At 60.1% G+C, this 23,371-nt stretch carries 25 protein-coding genes and 4 pseudogenes; 23 read left to right on the top strand and 6 right to left on the bottom strand.

Features of this window, described 5'->3' with window-relative positions; genetic code table 11:
- The first annotated feature begins 2 nt into the window (after positions 1-2).
- The 5 genes and pseudogenes from P0Y33_RS17090 (at position 3) to P0Y33_RS17070 (ending at position 2,663) form a co-directional block, all read left to right on the top strand.
- Entirely contained in the window at positions 3-503 is a 501-nt protein-coding gene (locus tag P0Y33_RS17090; RefSeq protein ID WP_279530270.1) for a YeeE/YedE family protein, read from the top strand.
- A pseudogene (locus tag P0Y33_RS17085) lies at positions 500-948 on the top strand (DUF6691 family protein). Before P0Y33_RS17090 ends, P0Y33_RS17085 begins: the two are co-directional and overlap by 4 nt.
- A 90-nt stretch (positions 949-1,038) precedes the next feature.
- Positions 1,039-1,188, top strand: coding sequence for a DUF7512 family protein (locus P0Y33_RS17080; RefSeq protein WP_279530253.1), 150 nt, complete (start codon positions 1,039-1,041; stop codon positions 1,186-1,188).
- A 29-nt stretch (positions 1,189-1,217) separates the two neighbouring features.
- Positions 1,218-2,192: a sulfite exporter TauE/SafE family protein gene (locus P0Y33_RS17075; RefSeq protein ID WP_279530346.1), complete on the top strand. Its 975-nt coding sequence runs from the start codon at positions 1,218-1,220 to the stop codon at positions 2,190-2,192.
- Between the two features lie 66 nt (positions 2,193-2,258).
- A complete protein-coding gene (locus P0Y33_RS17070) occupies positions 2,259-2,663 on the top strand; it encodes a helix-turn-helix domain-containing protein (RefSeq protein WP_279530252.1) in 405 nt (134 codons plus the stop codon).
- 95 nt (positions 2,664-2,758) lie between these two features.
- On the opposite strand, the gene P0Y33_RS17065 is transcribed toward P0Y33_RS17070, so the two are convergent.
- Together P0Y33_RS17065 and P0Y33_RS17060 are read right to left on the bottom strand one after the other, a co-directional pair.
- The gene (locus tag P0Y33_RS17065; RefSeq protein ID WP_279530251.1) at positions 2,759-3,127 is read right to left on the bottom strand and encodes a rhodanese-like domain-containing protein; all 369 of its coding nucleotides are present in this window, start codon (positions 3,125-3,127) and stop codon (positions 2,759-2,761) included.
- Positions 3,120-3,682, bottom strand: a pseudogene (locus P0Y33_RS17060) (class I SAM-dependent methyltransferase). Before P0Y33_RS17060 ends, P0Y33_RS17065 begins: the two are co-directional and overlap by 8 nt.
- 184 nt (positions 3,683-3,866) lie before the next feature.
- Between P0Y33_RS17060 and P0Y33_RS17055 the strand changes: the two are divergent.
- Entirely contained in the window at positions 3,867-4,991 is a 1,125-nt protein-coding gene (locus P0Y33_RS17055) for an MBL fold metallo-hydrolase (protein ID WP_279530250.1), read from the top strand.
- 44 nt (positions 4,992-5,035) lie between these two features.
- On the opposite strand, the gene P0Y33_RS17050 is transcribed toward P0Y33_RS17055, so the two are convergent.
- Positions 5,036-5,761, bottom strand: coding sequence for a helix-turn-helix domain-containing protein (locus P0Y33_RS17050; protein ID WP_279530249.1), 726 nt, complete (start codon positions 5,759-5,761; stop codon positions 5,036-5,038).
- 89 nt (positions 5,762-5,850) lie between these two features.
- Here P0Y33_RS17050 and P0Y33_RS17045 point away from each other — a divergent pair, with 89 nt between their 5' ends.
- The 8 genes and pseudogenes from P0Y33_RS17045 (at position 5,851) to P0Y33_RS17010 (ending at position 12,845) form a co-directional block, all read left to right on the top strand.
- Positions 5,851-6,963: an MBL fold metallo-hydrolase gene (locus tag P0Y33_RS17045; RefSeq protein WP_279530269.1), complete on the top strand. Its 1,113-nt coding sequence runs from the start codon at positions 5,851-5,853 to the stop codon at positions 6,961-6,963.
- 3 nt (positions 6,964-6,966) lie between these two features.
- Positions 6,967-8,226, top strand: coding sequence for an MFS transporter (locus tag P0Y33_RS17040; RefSeq protein WP_279530247.1), 1,260 nt, complete (start codon positions 6,967-6,969; stop codon positions 8,224-8,226).
- Between the two features lie 115 nt (positions 8,227-8,341).
- Positions 8,342-8,755: a thioredoxin gene (gene trxA / locus P0Y33_RS17035; protein WP_279530246.1), complete on the top strand. Its 414-nt coding sequence runs from the start codon at positions 8,342-8,344 to the stop codon at positions 8,753-8,755.
- A 10-nt stretch (positions 8,756-8,765) separates the two neighbouring features.
- The gene (locus P0Y33_RS17030; RefSeq protein WP_279530268.1) at positions 8,766-9,188 is read left to right on the top strand and encodes a hypothetical protein; all 423 of its coding nucleotides are present in this window, start codon (positions 8,766-8,768) and stop codon (positions 9,186-9,188) included.
- Positions 9,185-10,433: pseudogene (locus tag P0Y33_RS17025) on the top strand (M20 family metallopeptidase). The gene P0Y33_RS17030 and the pseudogene P0Y33_RS17025 overlap by 4 nt, the downstream one beginning before the upstream one ends.
- A gap of 186 nt (positions 10,434-10,619) precedes the next feature.
- Positions 10,620-11,363, top strand: a complete 744-nt coding sequence (locus tag P0Y33_RS17020; protein WP_279530243.1) for a DsbA family protein — start codon at positions 10,620-10,622, stop codon at positions 11,361-11,363.
- Between the two features lie 147 nt (positions 11,364-11,510).
- A complete protein-coding gene (locus P0Y33_RS17015; RefSeq protein ID WP_321170516.1) occupies positions 11,511-11,909 on the top strand; it encodes a hypothetical protein in 399 nt (132 codons plus the stop codon).
- A 3-nt stretch (positions 11,910-11,912) separates the two neighbouring features.
- Positions 11,913-12,845 carry a cytochrome c biogenesis CcdA family protein gene (locus P0Y33_RS17010; RefSeq protein ID WP_279530241.1) on the top strand — a complete coding sequence of 311 codons (933 nt, stop codon included), beginning with the start codon at positions 11,913-11,915 and terminating at the stop codon, positions 12,843-12,845.
- A 304-nt stretch (positions 12,846-13,149) separates the two neighbouring features.
- Here the strand turns inward: P0Y33_RS17010 and P0Y33_RS17005 are convergent, their stop codons facing one another.
- A complete protein-coding gene (locus P0Y33_RS17005) occupies positions 13,150-13,593 on the bottom strand; it encodes a hypothetical protein (RefSeq protein ID WP_279530344.1) in 444 nt (147 codons plus the stop codon).
- Between the two features lie 165 nt (positions 13,594-13,758).
- On the opposite strand from P0Y33_RS17005, the gene P0Y33_RS17000 reads away from it, so the two are divergent.
- The 7 genes from P0Y33_RS17000 to P0Y33_RS16970 all read left to right on the top strand — a co-directional run bounded on the left by P0Y33_RS17000 (position 13,759) and on the right by P0Y33_RS16970 (position 18,492).
- Positions 13,759-14,118, top strand: coding sequence for a winged helix-turn-helix domain-containing protein (locus tag P0Y33_RS17000; protein ID WP_058984935.1), 360 nt, complete (start codon positions 13,759-13,761; stop codon positions 14,116-14,118).
- Positions 14,115-14,402, top strand: a complete 288-nt coding sequence (locus P0Y33_RS16995) for a DUF7521 family protein (protein WP_382215707.1) — start codon at positions 14,115-14,117, stop codon at positions 14,400-14,402. Before P0Y33_RS17000 ends, P0Y33_RS16995 begins: the two co-directional genes overlap by 4 nt.
- A gap of 145 nt (positions 14,403-14,547) precedes the next feature.
- Positions 14,548-14,886 (top strand): thioredoxin family protein, encoded by a 339-nt coding sequence (locus tag P0Y33_RS16990; protein ID WP_279530240.1) that lies wholly within the window; start codon positions 14,548-14,550, stop codon positions 14,884-14,886.
- Positions 14,887-14,901: 15 nt separating this feature from the next.
- Entirely contained in the window at positions 14,902-16,020 is a 1,119-nt protein-coding gene (locus P0Y33_RS16985) for an aminotransferase class V-fold PLP-dependent enzyme (RefSeq protein ID WP_279530267.1), read from the top strand.
- Between the two features lie 217 nt (positions 16,021-16,237).
- Positions 16,238-16,597 (top strand): thioredoxin, encoded by a 360-nt coding sequence (gene trxA, locus P0Y33_RS16980; protein ID WP_279530239.1) that lies wholly within the window; start codon positions 16,238-16,240, stop codon positions 16,595-16,597.
- Positions 16,598-17,620 carry an NAD(P)/FAD-dependent oxidoreductase gene (locus tag P0Y33_RS16975; RefSeq protein WP_279530266.1) on the top strand — a complete coding sequence of 341 codons (1,023 nt, stop codon included), beginning with the start codon at positions 16,598-16,600 and terminating at the stop codon, positions 17,618-17,620.
- 176 nt (positions 17,621-17,796) lie between these two features.
- Positions 17,797-18,492, top strand: coding sequence for an HAD family hydrolase (locus tag P0Y33_RS16970; RefSeq protein WP_279530238.1), 696 nt, complete (start codon positions 17,797-17,799; stop codon positions 18,490-18,492).
- Positions 18,493-18,565: 73 nt separating this feature from the next.
- Here P0Y33_RS16970 and P0Y33_RS16965 read toward each other — a convergent pair whose 3' ends face one another.
- Positions 18,566-18,934 carry a hypothetical protein gene (locus tag P0Y33_RS16965; protein WP_279530237.1) on the bottom strand — a complete coding sequence of 123 codons (369 nt, stop codon included), beginning with the start codon at positions 18,932-18,934 and terminating at the stop codon, positions 18,566-18,568.
- A 618-nt stretch (positions 18,935-19,552) separates the two neighbouring features.
- Here P0Y33_RS16965 and P0Y33_RS16960 point away from each other — a divergent pair.
- A complete protein-coding gene (locus tag P0Y33_RS16960; protein ID WP_279530236.1) occupies positions 19,553-20,116 on the top strand; it encodes an MMPL family transporter in 564 nt (187 codons plus the stop codon).
- Between the two features lie 650 nt (positions 20,117-20,766).
- Positions 20,767-21,222 carry a ferritin-like domain-containing protein gene (locus tag P0Y33_RS16955; RefSeq protein ID WP_279530235.1) on the top strand — a complete coding sequence of 152 codons (456 nt, stop codon included), beginning with the start codon at positions 20,767-20,769 and terminating at the stop codon, positions 21,220-21,222.
- A 78-nt stretch (positions 21,223-21,300) separates the two neighbouring features.
- Here P0Y33_RS16955 and P0Y33_RS16950 read toward each other — a convergent pair.
- A pseudogene (locus P0Y33_RS16950) lies at positions 21,301-22,600 on the bottom strand (phage integrase SAM-like domain-containing protein).
- Positions 22,601-23,371 lie beyond the last annotated feature (771 nt).

Below are 23,371 nucleotides of genomic sequence, written 5' to 3'. Positions count from 1 at the left end.
CGATGGAGCCACTTCTCGCACCGCTCGTGCTCGAGACGCCCTTCCCCCGCGGGATACTGCCGTACCTCGTCGGCGGCCTCCTCGTCGGCCTCGGCGCGGCAGTTATCTACCTCGCGACGGGCATCATCGCGGGCGCGAGCACGTTCCTCGAATCCACGCTGTCGTACGTCTCCGACGTCGAGCGGTTCAACCGCTTCAAGTATATCCAGTCGCGCGGCTGGCGGGTCGTGTTCACACTCGGTATCGTCAGTGGCGCAGCTCTCTGGGGGCTCGTCCTCGCGCCCGACCCAACGATCTGGACGACTGACGTCCAGTGGTGGCGGCTGCTCGGCGGCGGCGTGCTCGTCGGCGTCGGCACCCGCCTCGGGAAGGGCTGTACGTCTGGCCACGGCGTCTGTGGCGTCGGCTCCCTCTCGAACACGTCGTTCGTGAACGTCGCGACGTTCATGGCGTTCGCCATCGGAACCGCGCAACTCGTCCAAGCACTGGGGGTGACACCATGAGCAACGAGACGCGAAGCCCATGGTTCCTTCCCGTCATCTACGTCGGGGGGCTGATATTCGGCCTCGGTCTCGCCGTCAGCGGCATGGCGCGTCCCGAGGTCGTGCTGGACTTCCTCCAGTTCGACGACTTCGGACTCGTCTTCGTGATGGGTGGGGCCGCCGTCGTCACCGGCATCACGTTCGCCGTCGCAACGCGCTACCTCGATCGTGCGCCGCTCACAGCGAGCGAGTACACGCGCCGCGTGAAGGAGTTCGACCGCAACGTCGTCGTCGGAGGCGTGATCTTCGGCGTCGGCTGGGGCTCTCAGGAATCTGTCCTGGCGCCGCCTACGCGAGCTTCGGCGTCGGGAACTATCCGATCCTGTGGGCCATCGGCGGGATGTTCCTCGGCGCGTACGCACAGGGATACGTCCGCTCGCTGATGGGCAGCGAGGAGGGAACCTAATCATGCCATCACAGCTCACAGACACCGCCGTCCGGCAACAGTATTGTACGGTAACTGGGTTTAGAAACAAGACTATGGGGGTCGTGTAAGATGTTCGGACTCGAGAATTTGAGTGGGCCCGCGCAGGCTGTCGCCACCGTTGGGGTCGTCCTCGCGGAAGCCTTCGTGCTGTACCTGGCGTACGGCCTGCTTAGTAACACGGTCGGCGCGACCGTCATCGACGCCCTCGGAGGTGACTAACCGTGGCGATCCTCGGTCTGAGCCTTACGATGGTCGCGGTGTTCGTCGGGTTCGGCCTGCTCATCGGGACCCTGTTCGGGTTCTTCGGTATGGGCGGGTCGTTCCTCGTCACACCTGCACTACTCGTGATGGGCTATCCATCGACAGTCGCCGTCGGAAGCGGGCTCGCGTTCGTGTTCGGGACGAGCGTCATCGGCGCGCTCCGCCACCGCGACCACGGCCAGGTCGACTACAAGCTCGCAGCGATCATGACCGTCGCGATGACCATCGGCATCGAGGGCGGGAAGAGCGTCGTGTTCTTCCTCGAAGCCACCGGAATGGCCGACCTCATCATCAACGTCGCCTACGTCGGCCTGCTCGCCGCTGTGGGGCTGCTCACGCTCCGGGACGCGTGGTCCGACGACGACGACGATACCGAGACGAGTAGCGACCTCGCGGACCGCGTCCAATCGATTCACATCCCCCCGATGGTGACGTTACGCGGCGGCGTCCGCGTCTCGGGGACGATTATCTTCGCCGTGGGGCTCGTCATCGGCGTCCTCTCGGGCTTCCTCGGCGTCGGCGGCGGGTTCCTCCTCATGCCGGCGATGATGTACGGGCTCGGGGTTCCTGCTGCAATCGCCGTAGGAACTGACATCCTCCAGATCACGATCTCGGGCGCGTTCGGTGCGTTCACCTATGCCCAGTCGGGCTCGGTCGCGCTGCCCGTCGTCGCGTTCCTGCTCGTCGGGAGCGCGCTCGGGGCTCGCGTCGGGGCGGGTGCGACGAACCTCGTCGACGAGGACGAGATCAAGGGCTACTTCGCGGCGATGCTGCTCGCGGGGAGTCTCGCCGTCGCGTCGAACAAACTCGGGACGGTCTACGGGATCGACCTGCTCAACACGCTGAGCACGGTACTCATCTTCGGCGCGGCGCTGCTCGTCAGTGGCGCCGTCGTCCTCGCCGCCGTCTGCCGGCTCCGGGACGACCGGACCGGGACGTGGTGCCGGCTCACCACGTCGTAGGTCGGTACAGTATTGTGCCGACTATGCAAACACTTTTGAGGCTCTAACACCTACACTCCGTTAGTAATGGCTGAATCAATGAATGAGATGCTCCGGCGGGACATGCAGTGTGAGGGACTGCTGGAGTGTTTCCACGACCTCAAGACGATCGACAAGGACATCTTCCAGCTGCTTCAGGACCGCCAGGAACCACTCACCGTCGACGAAATCGCAGAACAGGTCGACCGTGAACGGTCGACTGCGTACCGCAGCGTCCAGCGGCTGCTCCAGGCGGGCTTCATCCAGAAGGAACAGGTGAACTACGAGCAGGGTGGCTACTACCACGTCTACCATCCGCGTGACGCCGACGAGATCACAAGCGAGATGCAGCGGACGCTCAACGACTGGTACGCGAAAATGGGCCAGCTCATCGGTGAGTTCGAAGAGAAGTACGGAAACAAATCGCAACCCGCAGCACCCGCTGAGAGTTAACGCAGCGTTCCTCAGCTAGAGTATCGGCCTAAATTGGCGACAGTCCGTGACGGCGTGCAAACCGACCTCGCCACTGGAGCGTCTCACTCCCCCGGCTATCGGACGATTTTTCGGAGAAATGAGGTAATCCGATACAGGACTGTATTTCGCTCGTACTGTCGCCACCCAGTGTATCCGCCGGTAAGCGTCGTGGCTGTGTAGCCTGCGTCTTCGAGGTACTCGGTCGCTTTCCGAGCGACGATACCCGCCTTACATACTGTGACGACTTCCGTGTCGTCTGGAATCCTGTCCAGATGCGAGTCGAGCGCTTCGAGACGGCCTTGTTGCAGGTCTCGGTAGACCGGTGCGTTGGTGCTGCCCGAAATGTGGTTCTCCCGGTATTCCTGTTCTGGGCGAATATCGAGAACGAAAACGTCGTCGTCGGATCGACGGTCGTCCAGCTGCGAGGGCCCAATACTACTCATCGGTGATACCCACGACGAGGAACGTCTCCGGCCGAGTTGCGTGGAACTCGATCTCGAAGCCGGCATCGCGAAGTGCTGACGTCACTTCACCGGCAGCAAAGCGTTCTTCCAACGGCGGGCCATCTTCGCCGGCACCGTCCGCTGACCAATCGCCGATAACGAGGCGACCGCCAGGAGCGAGAACGCGTGCAAGTTCGGAACGTGCCTGTGCACTTGCAAACTCGTGATACGTCATCGTCGAGACTGCCGCATCTAGTTCGTCGGATTCGAACGGGAGACTATCTACACCAGACGTCACGAGCTCGGTGTTCTCCGGAACACCCTTGTCGCGGTAGTACTCGTGCATCGCCTCTTGGATATCAATTGCATAGACCTGACCAACGTGCGGCGCGATTGCATCTGTGTAGAAGCCGGTTCCGCTACCCAGATCAGCGACGGTCTCGGCTTCATCCGGATCAAGGGCCCAGAGAAGCTCTCTCGAGAGAGATACCGATACCGTGTCGCCGCGTCCTCAAGTTTCGTCGCTTTGTCAGCGTCGAATGTGTGATGACCCATGCTATGCAGTTGTGGGTGAATTATGAAATAGCTGGCGACCCAGACATCAACCATAACCGGTCTGTTTCAAGCCACTAATTATATTTTGGGACGATATACCGGCATTGCCGTAGGAATAGGCGTCCCCTCCAATAACCCGCTCCCAACACATTTATATCCACCTGGCTGTGTAGTATTGGCTGTAATGAGCAATACTGATATCGACGCGTCCGAGGTCGCACGCCGCATCGCTGAAGACGACGCCGAGGACGTATTTGTCCTCGACGTCCGCAACGAGGAGGACTACGAGGAGTGGCAGATTCCGGGAAGCACGAACGTTCCCATCTACGACGAACTCCTCCAGTACGACTATTCGGGACTGGAAGACAATCTCGACGACCTCCCCGAAGAAGAAGAAATCGCTGTCGTCTGTGTCGGGGGCGTCACGTCCGCCCGCGCTGCCGACTTCCTCCGCGAACACGGGTTCGACGCCAAATCCATCCCCGACGGCATGAACGCCTGGGGACGCGTCCACCGCGAATACGACGTGGGTAGCGCCGACGGCATCACCCAGATCGTTCGCCCCGGGACGGGCTGTGTATCCTACCTCGCACACGACGGCGACAAAGCCGTCGTCGTCGACCCGACCCAGTACATCGACCAGTACCTGAACGTCGCGGACGACAACGACCTCGATATCATCGGGGTCGCTGACACGCACGCCCACGCCGACCACGTCTCCGGCGCCCGCCGGCTCGCCGGCGAACTCGACGTGCCCTACTATCTCCACTCCGAGGATGCGGGCGAACTCGACGAAGTCACCGAAATCAAGGATGGAGACAGCATTGCCGTCGGCGACCGAGCCCTCGATGTGCTGCACACCCCCGGTCACACGCCCGGCAGCGTCTCGTTCCGGTTCGACGACGCGCTCCTCTCCGGAGACACGCTGTTCCTGCGGAGCGTCGGTCGACCTGACCTCGAGGATGGCTCCGAGGAGGCCGTTCGCGAGGCGTCCAGCCGGCTATTCGACAGCCTCACCACGCTAACCGATCTCTCGGACGAGACGGTTGTCCTCCCCGGTCACTTCAGTGATGAGGAGGTTCGGCCGCTTGCGACGGCGCTCGGCGACCTGCAGGCGGAGACGACGAACGAACTGCTGAGCTACGTCGAGGACGGCGACGAGGAGACGTTCGTCGAGACCATCGTCGAGAGTCTCTCCGACGAGCCCGCGAACTACAACGAGATCAAGCAGATCAACTGGGGCAAAGAACAGCCTAGTGGCGACGTCGAGACGCTCGAACTCGGCCCCAACAACTGCGCCGCGAACTAAGCAGACGAGAACCTGAAACCTACCATCTCAACTCCTCGGCCGGGTTAGTCGGCGGCCTGTTCTTCCTGCGGGGTTGTTTCGACCTGTAGCGGGTTCGATGTCGTCGTCGCAGTGACTAACCGGAGGAACTGACCCGCGTTCGTGAGGAGTTTGTTCTCCGCCTTTCGAAGGTGTTCCTCGTACGTCGACCGAGCGACGGCCGTCTGCTCGGCGAGGTCACGCAGCGACGTCTTCCGTGGCTGTTCGTAGTAGCCCGTTTCGAGCGCTAACTGGAGTGCTGCCACCTGCCGGTCTGTGAGGTTTTCGAAGAGCTGGTCGACCGGGGCCAACATACTGTGCGGAACCTGTTTCTCTGAAATCGAGGTTTTCGAGAGGAGTTCGATCTCTCTATCAGAGCGCAAGTCATCGAGCAGCGCCCGGATGTCTTCTCCATCAAACGCAATCACCGTGTAGTGCTCCCAGCCCTGTCGGTAGATGGTCGGGGACTGATACAGGCAATTATGTTTCTCGAATCGGTCGATAATCGATTCGTCGAGCGAGCAGAGACAGGACTGCGTAACGACGTGATACCCGTCCTCGTCCGCTGACTCGTGCAGCACGGTGCCGAGCTGATCGATTAACTCGTCGGTGGGCGTCTCCTCGGCTGTGATTTCGAGAACTTGGCAGTCGCTCAGCGGCCACTCGCGTATCGTTAAGTCCGGATAGCGTTCCGATATCGACCGGTACGGACACTCGTGTTTGACCCGGATCGACGCCTCGTACAGACTCATACGAACACATTTGGCCTCGGCAAAATTAACAGTGCCGGTCATGTCCGGCAGTAGCCTGTTGCTGGTCTCCCTGCTACACGGAACCACAGATGGAGGAACTACCGCCGAACGAAGTTAGCGAACTGGTACACGACGGCGACGAAAATCTTCTCGTCGTCGATATCCGCCACGAAGCAGACTTCGAGGACTGGCATATCCCGGGGAGTGTCAACGTCGACGTCTACGACGAACTCACTGACGACCCCGAACAGGCCAAAGACGCCCTCTCCGACCTTCCACGTGAGGAGCGGATTGTCACGGTCTGTGCCGCAGGTGTCGTCTCCCAGACTGCGACAGAGGTCCTCAATGAACTGGGCTACAACGCAGTAACGCTCATGGATGGGATGAATGGGTGGAGCCGCATCCATCGGCACGCAGAAGTACCAGCCGACCTCGATGGCACGCTCGTTCAGGTCGCGCGTCCGGGAAAGGGCTGTCTTTCACACGTTCTCGTCTCGGACGGGGAGGCCGCCGTCTTCGACCCGTCGCACTATCTCGACGAGTACGAACTGATCCTCGACGATTACGATGCCACCCTCGTCGGCGTCTTCGACACGCACGCCCACGCCGACCACGTCTCCGGAGCCGCAGAGCTCGCCGACCGACACAATACATCCTACTACCTTCACCCGAAAGACGCGCTCGCGCTCGACGCGACACCCCTCGAAGACGGCCAGGCCGTACCGGTCGGACGGGCCGACGTCGAGGTCATTCACACGCCAGGCCACAGTGAGGGAAGCGTCTCCTTCGACATCGAGGGGGCGGCGTTGCTCACGGGCGACACACTCTTCCACGAGAGTGTGGGCCGCGTCGAACTTGGCGTCGAAGCAGGCATCGAGGATTCCGATGTCGAACGGAACGCGGCAACACTCTACGAGAGTCTCCAACGATTGCTCGATCGACCGGACGACGCGCTCGTCCTGCCGGCCCACGACCCTGGGTCCCCTGAACCGCCAGTCGCTGCGACCCTTGCTGAAGTCAAAGACCAAAACGACGATCTGGGCCGCGACCGGGAGGAATTCGTCGAGGAACTCGCAGCGGACATTCCGGACCATCCGCCGAACTTCGAGCGTGTCAAGCGGACGAACGTGGGACAAGAATCGGTCTCGGCCGACGAACTGGCCAAGCTGGAACTGGGCCCCAACAACTGCGCCGCCGAGTAATCCATGAGTACGGAAACTGACCTCAAACAGGGTATCCGTGAGCACCTCGGGCAGTTCTCACTCCACGTCCTGTTGGTGTTCGCCACGGGACTGACTATTGGGTCCGAACGGGCTGTCGTCCCGGTACTGGGCCGTGACGTCCTCGGCGTCGAGTCCCTGCTCGTCATCGGCTCGTTCGTCGTCTCCTTCGGCTTTGTCAAGGGCCTCCTGAACCTCTACGCCGGCAAATGGGGCGGCGAGTACGGCCGCAAGCCCGTACTCGTCCTTGGCTGGGCGACCGCACTCCCGCTGCCCATCATCCTCATCTACGCCCCGAGCTGGGCGTGGATAACTGTCGGGAACGTCTTACTGGGGATCAACCAAGCGTTGACCTGGAGTATGGCAATTAACGCCAAAATCGACATCGCGGGCCCCGACCAGCGCGGCCTCGCGGTCGGTATCGACGAAGCGTTCGGGTACACCGGCGTCGCCGTCGGCGCCTGGGTGACGGGTGTCATCGCCGCTCAGACGAGCCTTCGGCCGGAGCCGTTCTACTTCCTCGCTGCTGTCGTCGTGCTGGCGTTCCTCATCTCGATCTTCCTGATCAAGGAGACGGCCCACCTCGCGGAGTTGGAGGTCGAGGACGACGACCACCACGACGCGAACCTGCCGTTCGTCGAGGTCCTGAAGCGTGCGACCTACGGCGACAAGACACTGTTCGCCGCGGCCCAGGCGGGACACATCGAGAAGTTCGTCGACACGCTGTTCTGGCTTGCCGTCCCGCTGTATCTCACCAGTCAGGGACTCGGCATCGCGGCGGTCGGATTCGTTGTCGCCGTCCACAGCGCGATGTACTTCCTCCAGATTGCGACCGGCGGCCTCGCCGACCGCATCGGACGCCGACCACCAGTCCTCGCCGGGATGTTCCTCGCCGGCGCGGGCGTCCTCGGGATGGTCCTCGTCAATGGGTACCTCCCGTGGATTGTACTCTCCGGAGTGTCGGGGCTCGGGATGGCGTTGCTCTACCCGAACCTGATGACAGTGCCTGGAGACGCCGCGCACCCGACGTGGCGTGCGACCGGAATGGGCGTCTACCGGATGTGGCGGGACACCGGCTACGGCGTCGGCGCCATCCTCATCGGCCTCTCGATGGAGTTGCTGAGCATCGAGGCCGCGTTCTACGTAATAGCCCTGTTGATGTTCGTCTCAGGAGCGATCGTGTACGTCTGGATGAAGGAAACCCACCCCGAGTTCGGGACGCACGAACCGCCCGCTCCGGAGTGACTAGGTACAGCTCGCTCACTGACTTCCCGAGGCATCACGTCGAACCCGTGCGCCAGTACAGTATTGTGACATTCGTACAAAACAACTAAAGCGTCGCGTGTCGAAGAACCACAGCATGGCGGAGAATTTAGAGGAGATTCGACAGCGGAAACTGGAAGAGCTTCGTGACAGAGCCGAGTCAGCGCAGACGACCGAAGCCACCACGCAGACTCCAATGACGCCGATCCAGATCAACGGACAGGCCGCGTTGGCTGAAACTGTCGACGAGCACGACGTCGTGCTCGTGGACTTCTACGCGGACTGGTGTGGGCCGTGCCAGATGCTCGAACCAGTCGTCGAGACTATCGCCGCCGACACCGACGCGACGGTCGCAAAGGTCGATATTGACGCGAACCAACAGCTCGCCGCCGAGTACGGCGTTCAAAGCGTCCCCACGCTAGTCCTGTTCGCGGACGAGCAGCCGGTCGAGCGGCTGATCGGAATGCAAGACGAATCACGGCTTCGCACCGTTATCGAGAACCACACATAACCACCCCACTATGGCCGACAATCACTCGTCATCAGACCAGCAGACCGCCAGTACTCAGTCGATCTCCGACGTGGCGCGAAGACTTGAATCGCCGTTGACCGACACCGTCGGTGAGTCACTGGTCGGTATTGCTGCCTACGAGAACGGCGAGTACAGCGTCCCGTACCGGGACGGCGCTGCGTCCGCCCAGTACACGACGGCGGACGTCACCGCGATTCTGGAGAACGTTCAACTGGAGGGGATCGGTATTCCAGCGTACGAAAACCACCACGGGCAGTCGTTACGCGCGACTGCTCGCGTCTACGAGGATGTGGTTACAGTCGTGGTGCCGGTCACGGAGACCACAGGTCTCGTTGTCGCCCTTCGAAACGATACGGAGCACGACCCGTACGAAGTCATCCAAACGGTCGAAGCCGCGGTTTCAGAGCGATGAATGAGGGGATTCTCGCCGAGTACGTGCACACCCACCGCGAGGAACTGGTCGCGCTCGGTCTGGATCTCCTCGTAATCGATACGGCCAACCCACCTGGCGATACGCGCGAAATCGTTGCCAAGATCGAGGAGTTCCTCGACCCGCTTCCCGTCGACGTCGAGCAGTTCGCGGTCGATCCGGCGAAGCCGAACCTGCTCGTTCGGGTTCCCGGTGAGTCGGACCGCACGCTCCTATACAACGGCCACCTCGATACCGTTCCATTCGACGACGAGGCGTGGGCACACGACCCCAGGCGAACGTGTGGACGACCGCGTCTACGGCCGCGGCGCAACCGACATGAAGGGCGCTGTGGCGTCGATGCTGTTCACGATTCAAGCCTTCGCAGCCACCGACACTGAGCCACCTGTCGACCTTCTGTTTGCGTTCGTGAGCGACGAGGAGGTGGGCGGCGATGCGGGCCTGCCCGCGCTGCTGAAGAATGGGGATCTCAACGCGGATGCCTGCGTCATCGGGGAGCCGACCTGTGAGAAGGGCCGGCACTCCGTCACGGTCGCGGACCGGGGCAGTATCTGGCTGACGCTCGAAGCCAGCGGTGAGGGTGCCCATGGCTCCCGGCCAGTACTCGGCGTCAACGCAATTGACCGACTCTACAATGCCGTGGAGACCTTACGCGAACGGTTCGGCACCCAGCGACTCGATATTGACCCTGACGTGGAGCCGATCGTCGAAGAGTCCATCGAATACTACAGCCCGTCGATGGGCGAAGACGTCGCTCGCGATCTGTTCCAGTATCCCTCGATCAATCTCGGCATCCTTGAGGGGGGCGACGCGATTAACAGCGTCCCACAGTCCGCTCGCGCCGAAATCGACGTACGGTTGACAGCGGGTGTCCACACGCCCGACGTGCTCGCGGGGATTCGGGAGTGTGTTGCCGACTGCGAGGGTATCACGATAGCCGACGTCTCGTGGAGCGTCGGGACCGCCGAACCTCCCGGCAGTCCGCTCGTCGAAGCTGTCGCGTCGACGGCGGCGGACGTTACGGGCGAGCGTGTCTTCCGGCGGAGTGCCACGGGCGGCGGGGACGCCAAGACCCTCCGAAACGCGGGGGTGTCGACTGTCGAGTTCGCGCTCGGAACCGACACCGTCCACGCGCCCGACGAATACGTCCCCGTCGACGTGCTCGTCGACAACGCGGTCGTCTACGCACAGCTTCCGACTGCGTGGCAGTTCCAGATAGATCAGTAGCCGCCCATAGATACATTGTACTGACTACTTTAATGGGGAGACTCCAACTGGTGTTCTTCAAAACCGAGTGGACTTCTTCTAATTGCAATCCCTTGTAGCGTGCTGCCCACTATCCGCACTGGGCGCATTTTTGCAGACCCTGTGAATCGCCATTTCAACCATATATGACGAGGGCGCAATCCAAGTATGGATATTCCGTCTTCGATCTCACGACGGCGTGCGGTTCTTGGCGGTATCGGAACAATCCTCGCAGGTGGTGGCATCGTCTACGGGGCTTCGAGGCTAGACGCAAGCCAGGATTCGAAAGTTCCGACTGCGGCCCCGTTCCATACCAGTTCGAAAACGACCGGGTTTGAAATTGACCTGCAGGGCCATCCGATCATGGGGCCATTAGACGCCCCTATCGATATGTACTACTGGAGTGACTACCAGTGCCCCTTCTGCCGTCGCTTCGAGCAGAATACGCTTCCGAAGATAATCCGGAACCACGTCCAATCGGGCACCGTTCGGGTCGTCTTCATCGAGTTTCCCTATATGGGCAAAGCGTCGATGACCGCGGCGGTGATGGATCGCTGTGTCTGGCGGCAGGTGAGAGAGGACACCCCCGAGGCGTATTGGCGGTGGCATTCGACGCTCTTTGACAAGCAGGGCTCAAAGAACTCGGGATGGGCGTCGAAAGCAAATCTCCTGGAGATCACTCAAGGCGTCGACGGTGTCGATGCAAGTGCTGTCGATTCGTGTATGCAGACCCACCGAAGCGAGATTGAGGCGTCGATTAACAAGGATATGAGCCAGGCGGCACAGTTCGGGATCCGTGGGACGCCTGCGTTCATTCTCTACAATCGCGATGTAGATACCGCTGGCAAACTCGTCGGGGCACAGCCATACGACCGATTCGACGAAGCAATCACACGGGTGCAGAACGCATGATCGCCCTGCGTCTCGAACACCACACCGAACAAGCTTCTGGCAGCACTGGCCTATCCGCTGACGTCTACGATACGGGGACTCCTGTTCGTCGGGGTCTCCGTCGCAACCTACGTCCTTCTAATTTTGAGTTCATTCCCGGAGTACTCGATGCAGATGCTCGGTGCCGACTTCGGGTATCTCGATACTGCACTCGTGGCGCTCACTGCGAACACGTACGCGACAATTGGAGCCATCGGCCTCGGGCTGATTGTTGGGTATGCAATCTTAACTGGCGTCGCGGTCACGAACGTAGCTGGTCGAGTAGCTCAGGTCGGACTCTCAGGATCCAGAGGGTTGTCGAGTGCGATTCCCGGCCTGCTCGCATCCGGCTGTGCGAGCTGTGGCGCGGGTGTTCTCGGCCTCATGGGGTTCGCTGGTGCATTAGCAGCGATGCCGTTTCACGGGAACCTGCTCCGTGTTGGGGGCCTCGCGCTTCTGATTGGGTACCTCGCTCGTGCTGGCGACCCACGCTACTGTACGATCGACTTGGTTACCGAGGGTGAGTGACCGATGGCGCTGTTTGCTTCATCATCGATACTTGTGGCGGCATACGCTGCGGGTGTCTTGATGTTCTTTGCCCCCTGTAGTGTTGGGCTCCTCCCTGCGTACCTCTCGTATTTTTATACACAAGGCGAAGATGCAGTGCGAGCAGACCAATCGGACGCGTCTGGTCCTGTCCGGACAGCATTCCTGGTTAATGGCATTCTGGTGTTTCTCGTCGGGGCGATTCCGCTCTTCTACATGTCGGTTGCCGGTATTCGGGTTTTGCTCCCCGGCTATGAGCTGATCGTCCCACTCGCGAAACTCGGAACAGGGAGTTACTATCCCCCAGTCGCCGTTGTCGTCGTCGGCACACTCCTCATGCTCTTGGGACTCGGTCGACGTGCAGTGGTCGATGGACTTCGCGTCGGCGGGTTCGTGACGGCCGGCGTGGTCACCGTCTATCTGCTTATTGGCGGTGTCGTGCTTCTCCTCGGCCAGTGGATCGAACCGTATCTCGTGTCGATGGAACTCCTCGTTGGGCCGCTCTTGATCGGTATCGGTATCATGTACTTCTACAATCTGTCTCCGCTGCAGTCGGTTCGCCTCCCTGAGCGAGATTCAGCAACGATTCCAGCCTTCTTTGTGTTCGGTATCGTGTACGGTGTTGGTAGTTTAGCGTGTAATTTGCCGATCTTTCTGGGGATGATTCTCACATCGTTCACGACGGAAGGGCTGGTCGAGGGACTTGCCGTGTTTGGCTCATTCGGAGCGGGTATGGGAACGCTGATTCTCGGTGTCAGTGTTGTCGCACGCGTTACGGGGGGTTCACTCTCGCTTGGTAGATACGGACAGTCCGCTCGCTACGCTGGCAGTCTGGCCTTCGTCGTGATCGGCGTCTACGTGACGTGGTATTCGCTCCGGTCGTTCGGGTATCTCCCTGGCGGGGCGATGTTCGGATAGACCGGACAGTAGTGACTCATCCTCGTCAGAGGACTCACGTTTCGCAGGATTTAGAGTCTGACCGAAATCGGTATACAAAGCCGAGAACCCCAACTGTTAGTGCCGCCACTAGTATCCGGATGAGTCCGCCTCCGAGGGCCGCCGTTGCACCACCAGCAGCGGTAGCTCCGGCAGCGCCTGTCGCGGCCGGAGCGGCAAAGAGACAACAGAGACTCAGTGCACCACCGAGTCCGAGCAGTGACCAGCGGCGCCGTGAACCCGTCTCGTCGGTTGTTTCTGTTTGAGTGTCTGGCATTTGACTGGTCTACTGATGTGTGGTCGTCTGCTTCGGTTCTACCTCACAGGACTCACACGGACGTTGTGAGCGAACGTACAGAAGCCCGGCGAAGAGCGCAACACTCACGACTCCCAGAAGCGGCCGGAGCGGGTCGAAGTACGTCATTAGCGCGGAACTGCTAAACAGGGCAAGCAAAAACGCGTTGCAGATCGGGCACCCAAACGCTAGAAATCCGAGAACAGCACCCGCAGTTGCAGTCTTTTCGTCGCCACGCTGCTCCGTTGTTCGCTGTAACACGTAGAAGCCCAGGAATCCAGCAGTGAGAGCGAGAAAGAGATAATCCAACAGCGTTCGGGGAACCATCCGAACGTAGACCGGATTGGGAATCAATCCAGTGACGACCCCGAACAGCACAAACGACCCGACGCTGATGACTGCCGCTTTGAGATGCCGTCTCTGAAACCGTCTCATCAGTACTATCGCTCGGGTTGCCGGGCTGTAAAGGACGCTGTCTGTTTGCACTATTCGCAAAAAGCCTCGTACCACGATACGACTCTCTGAACGGGAAAATCTCAGCCTACGAACCTGGATCGGGTGAACCACCGAATCTTTACGCCCACCTCACAATGCAGAGATATGGAGAGTCGTGAGGGCAATCCGTCCGCGTCCCTCCTCGAAGTCTTTGCGGACGACTACTCACGCACGATTCTACTTGCAGCTGAGGAGGAGCCACGAACGGCAAAGGATCTTAGCGAGGTCTGTGACGCGTCGCTGGCGACCATTTACCGTCGCATCTCCACATTACGGAGCCATGATCTCATTGCCGTCCATTCGACGATCGGCTCCGGTGGAGAGCACAAACAGCTGTTCGAGACGACGGTCGAGGCGTTCCACGTTTCAATCGCCGACGGTGAGTTCGAACTCTCCGTCGAAACACGTGATGAACTCGCCGATAATTTCGCTTCGCTTTGGGAGAACTTCCGGGAGAGCACATGATCAGCCCATCAATCGTCGTCGTCAAGCTGATTACGCTGTTTCTCAGCCTTCTGGTCGCGTACCTCGCCTTCTACGCATACAAGCGGAGTGAGAGCCATCCGATGCTCTACGTTTCTGTCGGCTTCGTATTCATAGGAGTCGGAGCTATCTGTGAAGGCCTCGTCTACAGTGTGTTGGGAACGTCGCTGTTCTCAGCGGCCCTCATACAGGCAGTACTCGTCTCATTTGGGATGGTGCTAATATTACGTTCGGTGATGTCTGATTCGAATAACGAGGCTATCTAACCCGACAATTGTGTGCTCGTGGCATCCACGGATGGCCCTCGCATCGCTTTACTCTCATTCAATAGCTCTGAGACGAAAGACATGCCCGACCTATATTGTATAGTAAGCCCAAGACTATTAACAATCCAGTGCATAGAGTCTGTTAATGGCAACACAAACAGCGAAGACGGACAGCGTGGGTTCACTCGACGATGGCGACCTTGAGACTGCCGTCGAGGACAGCGGCGTCACTCTCGTGGAGTTTTACACGGAGTGGTGTGGGACCTGCAAGCGGATGAAGCCGGTTCTCGAAACACTCGCGGAAGACACCGACGCGACGGTTCTGACGATCGACATCGAGTCGAACCTCGAGACGGCGATCGAGTTCGGTGCCCAGAGCACGCCCACGTTCGTCCTGTTCGCCGACGGGCAACCGGTGAAACAGCTTCGAGGTGGCCAGAACGAACAGACACTCCGCGACCTGATCGCCCGATATCACGACTAACTCCTCGAGAACGAGATGAACCCCAGAGAACTTCGCGCCGACACGCCCGCCCTGCACGACGACGTCTACCTGAACTTCGGTGCTCACGGGCCGAGCCCGCGGTACGTCGTCGAAGCTGCAGACGAGTTCGTGCGGTCACACGAGTACGAGACGAATACCCGAAACGACCCCTACGAGGTGGCATTCGACGAATACGACCGCGTACGGGAGCGCGTCGCCACCTTCGTCGGTGCGGACGACGACGAAATCGCACTCACGGAGAGCACCACCGCGGGCATCAACGCCATCGCGAACGCCATCGACTGGGAGCCCGGCGACACCGTCGTTCGCACCGACCTCGAGCACCCAGCCGGAACGCTTCCGTGGCAACGCTTGAAACAGCAGGGCGTCGACGTTCGCGTCGTCGAGACCAAAAACGGTCGAATCGATCTCGACGTCTTCGCCGAAGCCGTTGAGGATGCACGACTTGCGTGCTTCAGTGCGGTGACGTGGACACATGGCACCCAGTTGCCCGTCCGCGACCTCGTCGACATCGCCCACGAGGCGGGTGCGTTCGCGCTCGTCGACGCTGTACAGGTGCCGGGACAGCTCCCAATGGACGTCGACGAATGGGGTGCTGACGCGGTCGCAGCAGCCGGCCACAAGTGGCTCTTGGGGCTCTGGGGCGGTGGCTTCCTCTACGTCGACGGCGACGTCGCTGAATCGCTCACGCCCAACACGGTCGGCTACCGGAGCGTTGAGACACCGACGGCGGACCCCTACGAGTTCGCGGTCGGTGCCCGACGATTCGAGGTCGGCTCGTCGAACCCCGCTCCCCACGTCGCCCCTGCTGAGGCGATTGATGCGATCGACGAGATCGGAATCGATCGCATCGCGGAGCGAATCCAGACCCTGGCCGGACAGCTCGTGGACGGCATCCCGGACGGTCAGCTCTACAGTCCCAATCCGCCCGAGTCGGGCCTCATCACGATCGACGTCGACGATCCCGAATCGACGGTCGAACGACTGGCGACAGCGGGATTCGTCGTGCGCTCGCTCCCGAGCCCGAACGCGATCCGGGTATCCGTCCATGCAGTCAACACTCGGGAGGAGGTCGACGGATTGCTCGACGCGCTCGAATCGGAGTGGAACTGACGTCGAAGTGCGATGGGTTGTCCGCCCATACGTACACTGTTTTTACAATTGTGGGGGCGAGTATGAGTCGCGGCAGGACGCGTTCTGCGCTTACGTTGGTGTTACACCGGTTTTTATGCCATGCTTGCTTCGTGGCCCCCAGACTGCTCTTTGAATTGTGTGGAGTATTGTGGAAATTGAGCAAGACTTAATGGTCGGCAGTCCGTAGGGACAGGTGATGGCAACCGATACTGCAACCGACGCAGGCAGCACTCCTGCGAACGAACCGATCCACGTCGATAGCGCCGACGACCTCGATGCCCTCGTCAGTGAGCACAACGTCGTCCTGACGGACTTCTACGCCGACTGGTGTGGCCCCTGCCAGATGCTCGAGCCGACCGTCGAGACTATCGCCGCCGAGACCGCCGCGACGGTCGCGAAGGTCGACGTCGACGCGAACCAGCAACTCGCAAGCGCCTACGGCGTCCGCGGCGTCCCGACGCTCGTCCTGTTCGCCGACGGCGAGCAGGTCGAGGAGATCGTCGGCCTCCAGGGCGAAGACCAGCTCCGAACGCTCGTCGACTCCTACACGAACTAGATGAGCACGGACGTACACGACCTCGTCATCGCCGGCTCGGGAATCGCCGGCCTCTCGGCAGCGGTCTACGCGGCCCGCGCCGACCTCGACCCCCTCGTCCTCGAGGGCGACGAGCCGGGCGGCCAGCTCACGCTGACGACCGACGTCGAGAACTACCTCGGCTTTCCCGACGGCGTCGGCGGCATGGAACTCGTCCAGCGCGGTAAAGAGCAGGCTGAGCAGTTCGGCGCTCAGTTCGAACACGGTCGCATCGAGGACGCGGCCCTCGACGGCAGGCCGTTCGAGCTATCGCTGTCGACCGGCGACACGATTCACACGCGCGCGCTGATCGTCGCGACCGGTGCGAGCGCGCGCTGGGTCGGCGCCGAGAACGAGGACGAGCTCATGGGGTATGGACTCTCGACGTGTGCGACCTGTGACGGCGCGTTCCACCGCGGCGACGACGTGCTCGTCATTGGTGGCGGCGACAGCGCGATGGAGGAGGCGTTGTTCCTCGCGAAGTTCGCCGATTCCGTGACGGTCGTCCACCGCCGCGAGGAACTGCGTGCGTCCGAGATCATGGCCGACCGTGCTCGCGACCACGACGACGTCCAGTTCCGGTGGAACACGGAACTCGAAGCCATCCACGGCTCCCAGGAGAAGGGCGTCACCGGTGCCACGCTCGTCTCCCACCCCGATGGCTACCCCACGGAGAAGGCCGAGTCCGGGGTCGACGTCGAGCGGGAGACCGTCGATGTTGGCGGCGTGTTCTACGCGGTGGGCCACACGCCGAACACGCGGTTCCTGGATGAGACTGCCGTCGAACGAGACGAAAGCGGCTACATCTTCACGCAGGCAGACGATGTCGGCCGACTGACGGCCCGGACGAGCGTCGATGGCGTGTTCGCTGCCGGCGACGTCGCCGACCCCCGGTACCGCCAGGCGATCACGTCCGCCGGCACCGGGAGTATGGCTGCCCTCGACGCCGAGGAGTTCCTGGATACAGTTCACGAGGCAGACGAAAGGCCAACAGTGCCAGCCTAATAAGATCTGACCCACTCGGTCATCAACCGGTATCAGGACAGCTCCGTACGGAAGGGACTTCGTACTGGTGAGCTGTCGTTCGAGCTGATGACGTCAGCAGTTTCCCTATCAGTAGCGGTTTAAGTGCTAGTAGGAATTCAATAGCGTTCAAATAGAACAGTCTGTTAGTCAACAGTATGACGCAACTTGAGGCAGTTCTCTTTGATCTCGATGGGACATTAGTGCAGTACAAGAGATCGCCAGGAGAGGTATTAGAGGAGGCATTTGACGCCGTTGGCTGTAACTCATTATTCTCGGTTGAGGACTACTATGCACGGTATGACGAGTTCGCGGAGAAGTGTGCCTCAATGGAGGAACTTCGATCCGACTGTTTCGCGGCGCTCGCTGCGGCAAATGGATATGATCGACAGCGTGGCCGAGCTGTTGCGAACGCATTCAACGAAGAGCGTGATCAGACCCGGGTTGAGTTACTACCCGGTGTTTCGGACGTGTTGGACGAACTCAGTCACGCATATCGACTCGCAATCGTAACAAACGGAGCCCCGGATGCCCAACAGCAAAAGATCAACGCCGTAAACCTTACCCAGTGGGTTGATGAAACGATCATCGCGGGACACGACATTTCCCCGAAACCAGACCCAGAACCGTTTGACCGAGCCCTTCGATCACTCAATGTTACTTCGACGGCTACGGTGCATGTCGGGGACTCACCAGAAACAGATATCGCAGGTGCAACTGCTGCCGGAATTGCCTCCGTCTTGGTCTCCGAGACAGACAGACATAAAGAATACACGCCAACATATCGTATCGAGTCAATCCGTGAGCTTCTATCACTACCATGGATTGAACGTCCAGCACCTCGTGACCGATAAAAGAGCTTGTTACCCATTACGCATACTGGCCGACATCAAAGCCCACTAGCCATTATGAATTCTACAAAGCTAGTTAGGTATGTTCGGCGCAAGTCTCGATAAACGACTCCAGATTGATTGTGCAATCCCGCTCGATGGACACTACGAGCCCGTCGAATTCGTCGCGAACGAACTGAAAGACGAACATCTCCTCAAAACTCAGGACTGAACACTGGTAGTCTCCGCCATGGAAGCGCCGTTCCATCACGTCCGACCGCATCGTATCAAAAAGCAAATCATCGAAAACCTCGTCAAATTCCGCTTTCGAATATCTCGCATCAACCTCTTCGCTAAGATATTGGAACTCGTAGCCGCTCTTGTCATACTCCGCAATCACCCGTAGGTTCTCCTCTCCAACTTCTGACCGAATTGCCTTAATTCGATCCGTGATCGGAGTGGCCATAGTAACACCCAGTCACGGATTTAGGAAAAATATGTGGGTGACCCTCACAGGAACAAGTAGTCTATAAAAGGCTAAATCTTGAATCGCCCAAAATTCTACTACAATTCATCGACCACGGCAGTCCCTCTTGTGCTGGAAACCGAACCTTCGGTATCAAGACACTGGGGACGCTGGTCGCCATCGGTGCCATCGTCATCGGGGAATACTCCGCCGGAGTGCCGATGGTCGACCGATCGACCTCCCTCGACCAGTTCCAGACCGACGCCGACGAAACCGACGAGCTTGATTACATCGACGCCAACTTCTCGAGCGGGGCGACGGGCATGACCTCTGCAAAGGCCATCGTGCGGGACGAGAAGATCCTCGAGAAGGAGACCCACGTCACCATTCTCGAGTACGAACGGGCGCTCCAGACCAACGAAACAGTCAACGAGACCCTCGTCGAGAACGACTCCACCCGGAGCGTCGCGAACCTCGTCGCGACAACCTCGATCCGGGAAGACCGGGCTGCCGAGCTACAGACCCGCGAACGTGAACTAGCGAGGACGGAGACGAGCCTGGCGGAAGCGCTCGATTCGCTCGAAAGCAACCCCAACGATAGCGTTCGCGCCCGTACTCGTGTGGACGTTCAGTGCGATCGGGTGGTTCGACATCGCGTTCAGCCAGCCGTTCATCGTTGTCCTCGTCCTACTGATCGGGCTCTCCATCGACTACGGGCTCCACGTCGTGATGCGCTACCGGGAGGCTCGAGAGTCGAGCGAGACGTCGCCCAGTCGCGCGATGACTGTCGCACTCGGGAGCGCCGGCGGCGCACTCGTCTACATCACCACGACGACCGTCATCGGCTTCCTCTCGAACCTTACGAGCGCTCTCGGGGTGTTCAGCGAACTCGGCGTCGTCAGCGCTATCGGCATCGTGGCTACGCTGCTCGTTCCGGCGCTGAAAGTCGAACTCGAAGGGGTCATCGAACGCCGGGAGATCGACCGCCTGAAACCAGCCGTCGGAACGGGTGGCGGGCCGGTCAGTCGCGTCCTGGATACGGGGGCAACGCTCGCGACGAAGGCGCCCTACGTCGTCATCGCCGTCGCGCTCCTCGTCAGCGCGACGGGTGCGTACGGGGCGACAGGTATCGACGCGAGCTTCGGGCAGTCGGATTTCCTCGCAGAGGATCCCGACGACTGAGTGAAAGACCTCCCCGATCCGATCGCACCCGGGATATACACGGCGGAGAAGGGGATCGACACGGTCGAGCTACCATCGGAAGCAGCGGATGGCGATGTAGTCAGGTTTGAGAGGACCACCGAAAGCAGTGACTGCCGATGATCGGTCGGTGGAGACGAGACGGCCACTGTCGTCGAGGATATCTTCCAGCGTGTGCTCGAGCGAGGTGCAGTCACTGCCGCGGATATCGAGGTGGCTATCGAGCGTGACGATATCACTCCAAAAGAAGTCGCACGTTTTCGCCGTGCTTGGCTCAAAGGGGACTGAGTCCGGCAGTATCACTCGACGTCAACGGTTTCCAGTCGGTCACGGATTACGCTCTTGGCCGGCAGGGTTTTCTCGTGTTGTTCTTCCGAATGTCGTTTAGCTGTGCGATGGTCTCTTCTTCATCCGCAGCCCAATCAGAACACACAGCCGAGGTTGCAGGTATGCGTCCCGATACTCGATAATCTACCTCTCGAATACCGTCTGCGACATATTGTACCTCGACTACTGAAAGGGGCAACCTGGTCGAAGAGGACGCAATCTATGGTTACGTACTCATCAAGCACGGTTGGAGCGAACAGGTGCGGCGGTGGATATATCGGCGCATGGATGGTAGTGTAACTTGTATGACCTCAGACCGCGTCATCGACCTGCTTCAGAAGGCCTACGGCGACGAGATGGAGACCGTGATGAACTACCAGACGAACGCGATCGTTCTGGACGGAGTTCGTGCCGAAGAGATCAAGCAGAGTCTCCAGCAAGACATCCAAGAGGAACTGACCCACGCCCAGCAACTTGGGAACCGTCTCAAGCAGCTGGATGCCCGACCGCCCAGCTCGGCAGAGTTTACCGCTCGGCAGGACTCGCTGCAACCACCCGAGGATTCGACCGACGTGCTTTCGGTAATCCGAGGTGTCCTCGACGCTGAAGAGGACGCTATCGAGACATATCGGTCGATCATCGATGCTGCTGAGGACGCTGACGATCCGGTCACCGAAGATCTCGCCGTGGCAATTCTCGCCGATGAGGAAGCCCACCGAACCGAATTTCGGGGCTTCGAAAAGGAATATCAAGACGACTGATCTCCCTCGTCAGGGAGCGTAAGGCGCACAATTTCGTTCAACACGAAATGGGTGGGAATGTACGATTCGAGTAGAGCCTTAGTTGCCGAACATCGTGATATCTCGTTTGCCCAAACTCTGATGGATATTATCACTCCGTATGGGATCTACTTCCAACGTGGTCGATTTGTTCTGAGCTTCTGTAGCGACATCCCCCAATTCCCCGGCCTCAATATGTGAGTACCGCTCTCGAACCATCTCTTCGGAATTATCGAGATACCGGGCCGCCACCGTGTACCCAAACGCGCGGACAAGTACCCCCCATCCCTCGGCGACCACCGTGCGGGGCCAGATACTCGTGTTTCGGATGGGCGATCTCGATCTCGGCGGCCTCCGAGAGCCGTCGAAGAATCGACCGTGCGCCGCCCGTCGTGATTGACGGCGGCCGAATGTCCTCATCGAGCACCAGCAGCAGGTCGCGAGCGTACTCATCACGCCGCTCAGTTATTGCCTCTGGGCGTTCCCCTCGGTCGGTGAGATCATCCCGGACGAGCTCTGCGAGCGTCCGTTGGTCGAACGTCGGAAACACCGGCCACCGCTCCGTCGGCGGGTCCATCAGCTGGCGATAGCTTCGCAGCGGGGAAATCACTGGATCGGGGAGACTCGCGGCGTCCCACTGCTGTTTCTTCCGGTAGACGTCCATACTTCCGTCGTCGAGGGAGAGGTCCTCCCAGCGAACGCCGCGCCGGCGCGGGTCGTTCGGATCGCGGAGGAGTTCGCCAACGCGGACGGCGGTGTACGCGAGGACGAACACCAGCGCCCGGTCACGAGCCGCCTTCAGCGCCGCGTAACGTGCTCGCTGCTTGTCGAGGGGGTCAGTATCCTCTGGGAGTGTCGTGTACGCCTCGACGGCGTCGCGGGCCCGTTCGTCGACGTGACGGGTGAGGGCGTGGCGCTGTTCGGACGTCCAGGCCTGCTGGTCGCCGGGCTTGCGGCCGTCGTCCTCCGGCAGCGGCGCCATCGCACTCGCCCGCTGCGCGTAATGCGCCTCGAGATATCCCTCGTTGACACACCACCCGCACCACGCAGAGATATAGCGGTAATAGGTTTGTACCGTGTTCTGCTTGAGTCCCCGATCGCCGCCGAGATGTCGGGCGTACTCCCGGAACACTCGTTCATCAAGATCGTCGAAGGTCGGCTCCCGGTCGACATCGTCGGGAACGATCCCGGTCCAGTCGTCGGCGCCGCGGTCGCCGGCGGCCCACTCGGCGAACCGCTCGAGTTCGCGTGCAGCGTTACGTCGGTAGTTCCCGCCGTCGCCGCCGCGGCCTTTCCCCTTGTCCTGAAGATAGCGTTCGAAGCTATCGTCGAGCGGCGTCGAAAGCGCTCGATCAGACATCCACCGGCCCTCCACCGTCCTGCGGGCCCGGTCTCGGTGTCTCTACCCCGGGGGAAGCGCCGTCGTGAGGCGGTTGCAGCATTCGTGCTTCACCGACGGCGGCAGGGTACTTCAATGTGGTCGTGATTACGGGCATAATCACGACCAACAGGATGAACAATAGAATCCCGCTATTTCGGCGGTTTCTCCGCCCCTATCCGCACATTAGGCGATCTAAGCAAATTATAAATCATATGCCGCTATATTAAAATTGGGTAGCGTCAGATACGGCGAAATCCCGAGAAAACTGTTCTTGAGCGGCTACAACAGCCTATTCCGGCGTTTTCCCACTGGAGATGGACGAAGAGCGGCTACAGAAGCCTCGCCCTCGAAACTGACTCTCGACCGCCAGCGTTGAACCCCTGCTTGGCATTAGAACTCTCGAGAGTTGAGCAGACCGATCCACATCTTCAGAACCAATCCAGAATACGTTGTCTGTTACAGGCGTCTGTAGGTGTTTCTACATCCCGCCTCTATCCACCGTGCAGCCCTGACCTCGTGCGCGTGAAGTTACAGACGGGCGCCTGTACCGAATTTCTGTAACAGGCGTCTGTCCCGTCTTGCCCCGCACAGATAATCCAGCTGGCTATTGGCACCGAATGTTCGTACCGGACACCTGTAACTACTGGCTGTTACAGACATCTGTAACAGCTATCTGTATTAAATATCTGTATCAGCCAGCTCGTCCCGCGATTGCGTGCCAGATTACAGCAATAGACCCCAGGCACAAAT

The organism is Halospeciosus flavus, assembly GCF_029814175.1.
In the GTDB taxonomy this organism is placed as follows: Archaea; Halobacteriota; Halobacteria; order Halobacteriales; family Halobacteriaceae; genus Halospeciosus; species Halospeciosus flavus.
The sequence above is the reverse complement of the archived record's forward strand: the minus strand, read 5'-3'. Positions and strand labels throughout refer to the sequence as shown.

Bases quoted from the DNA above. Each gene is read 5' to 3' on its own strand.
- P0Y33_RS17090 (WP_279530270.1), top strand. From the start codon at position 3: ATGGAGCCACTTCTCGCACCGCTCGTGCTCGAGACGCCCTTCCCCCGC.
- P0Y33_RS17080 (WP_279530253.1), top strand. From the start codon at position 1,039: ATGTTCGGACTCGAGAATTTGAGTGGGCCCGCGCAGGCTGTCGCCACC.
- P0Y33_RS17075 (WP_279530346.1), top strand. From the start codon at position 1,218: ATGGTCGCGGTGTTCGTCGGGTTCGGCCTGCTCATCGGGACCCTGTTC.
- P0Y33_RS17070 (WP_279530252.1), top strand. From the start codon at position 2,259: ATGGCTGAATCAATGAATGAGATGCTCCGGCGGGACATGCAGTGTGAG.
- P0Y33_RS17065 (WP_279530251.1), bottom strand. From the start codon at position 3,127: ATGAGTAGTATTGGGCCCTCGCAGCTGGACGACCGTCGATCCGACGAC.
- P0Y33_RS17055 (WP_279530250.1), top strand. From the start codon at position 3,867: ATGAGCAATACTGATATCGACGCGTCCGAGGTCGCACGCCGCATCGCT.
- P0Y33_RS17050 (WP_279530249.1), bottom strand. From the start codon at position 5,761: ATGAGTCTGTACGAGGCGTCGATCCGGGTCAAACACGAGTGTCCGTAC.
- P0Y33_RS17045 (WP_279530269.1), top strand. From the start codon at position 5,851: ATGGAGGAACTACCGCCGAACGAAGTTAGCGAACTGGTACACGACGGC.
- P0Y33_RS17040 (WP_279530247.1), top strand. From the start codon at position 6,967: ATGAGTACGGAAACTGACCTCAAACAGGGTATCCGTGAGCACCTCGGG.
- trxA (WP_279530246.1), top strand. From the start codon at position 8,342: ATGGCGGAGAATTTAGAGGAGATTCGACAGCGGAAACTGGAAGAGCTT.
- P0Y33_RS17030 (WP_279530268.1), top strand. From the start codon at position 8,766: ATGGCCGACAATCACTCGTCATCAGACCAGCAGACCGCCAGTACTCAG.
- P0Y33_RS17020 (WP_279530243.1), top strand. From the start codon at position 10,620: ATGGATATTCCGTCTTCGATCTCACGACGGCGTGCGGTTCTTGGCGGT.
- P0Y33_RS17015 (WP_321170516.1), top strand. From the start codon at position 11,511: ATGCAGATGCTCGGTGCCGACTTCGGGTATCTCGATACTGCACTCGTG.
- P0Y33_RS17010 (WP_279530241.1), top strand. From the start codon at position 11,913: ATGGCGCTGTTTGCTTCATCATCGATACTTGTGGCGGCATACGCTGCG.
- P0Y33_RS17005 (WP_279530344.1), bottom strand. From the start codon at position 13,593: ATGAGACGGTTTCAGAGACGGCATCTCAAAGCGGCAGTCATCAGCGTC.
- P0Y33_RS17000 (WP_058984935.1), top strand. From the start codon at position 13,759: ATGGAGAGTCGTGAGGGCAATCCGTCCGCGTCCCTCCTCGAAGTCTTT.
- P0Y33_RS16995 (WP_382215707.1), top strand. From the start codon at position 14,115: ATGATCAGCCCATCAATCGTCGTCGTCAAGCTGATTACGCTGTTTCTC.
- P0Y33_RS16990 (WP_279530240.1), top strand. From the start codon at position 14,548: ATGGCAACACAAACAGCGAAGACGGACAGCGTGGGTTCACTCGACGAT.
- P0Y33_RS16985 (WP_279530267.1), top strand. From the start codon at position 14,902: ATGAACCCCAGAGAACTTCGCGCCGACACGCCCGCCCTGCACGACGAC.
- trxA (WP_279530239.1), top strand. From the start codon at position 16,238: ATGGCAACCGATACTGCAACCGACGCAGGCAGCACTCCTGCGAACGAA.
- P0Y33_RS16975 (WP_279530266.1), top strand. From the start codon at position 16,598: ATGAGCACGGACGTACACGACCTCGTCATCGCCGGCTCGGGAATCGCC.
- P0Y33_RS16970 (WP_279530238.1), top strand. From the start codon at position 17,797: ATGACGCAACTTGAGGCAGTTCTCTTTGATCTCGATGGGACATTAGTG.
- P0Y33_RS16965 (WP_279530237.1), bottom strand. From the start codon at position 18,934: ATGGCCACTCCGATCACGGATCGAATTAAGGCAATTCGGTCAGAAGTT.
- P0Y33_RS16955 (WP_279530235.1), top strand. From the start codon at position 20,767: ATGACCTCAGACCGCGTCATCGACCTGCTTCAGAAGGCCTACGGCGAC.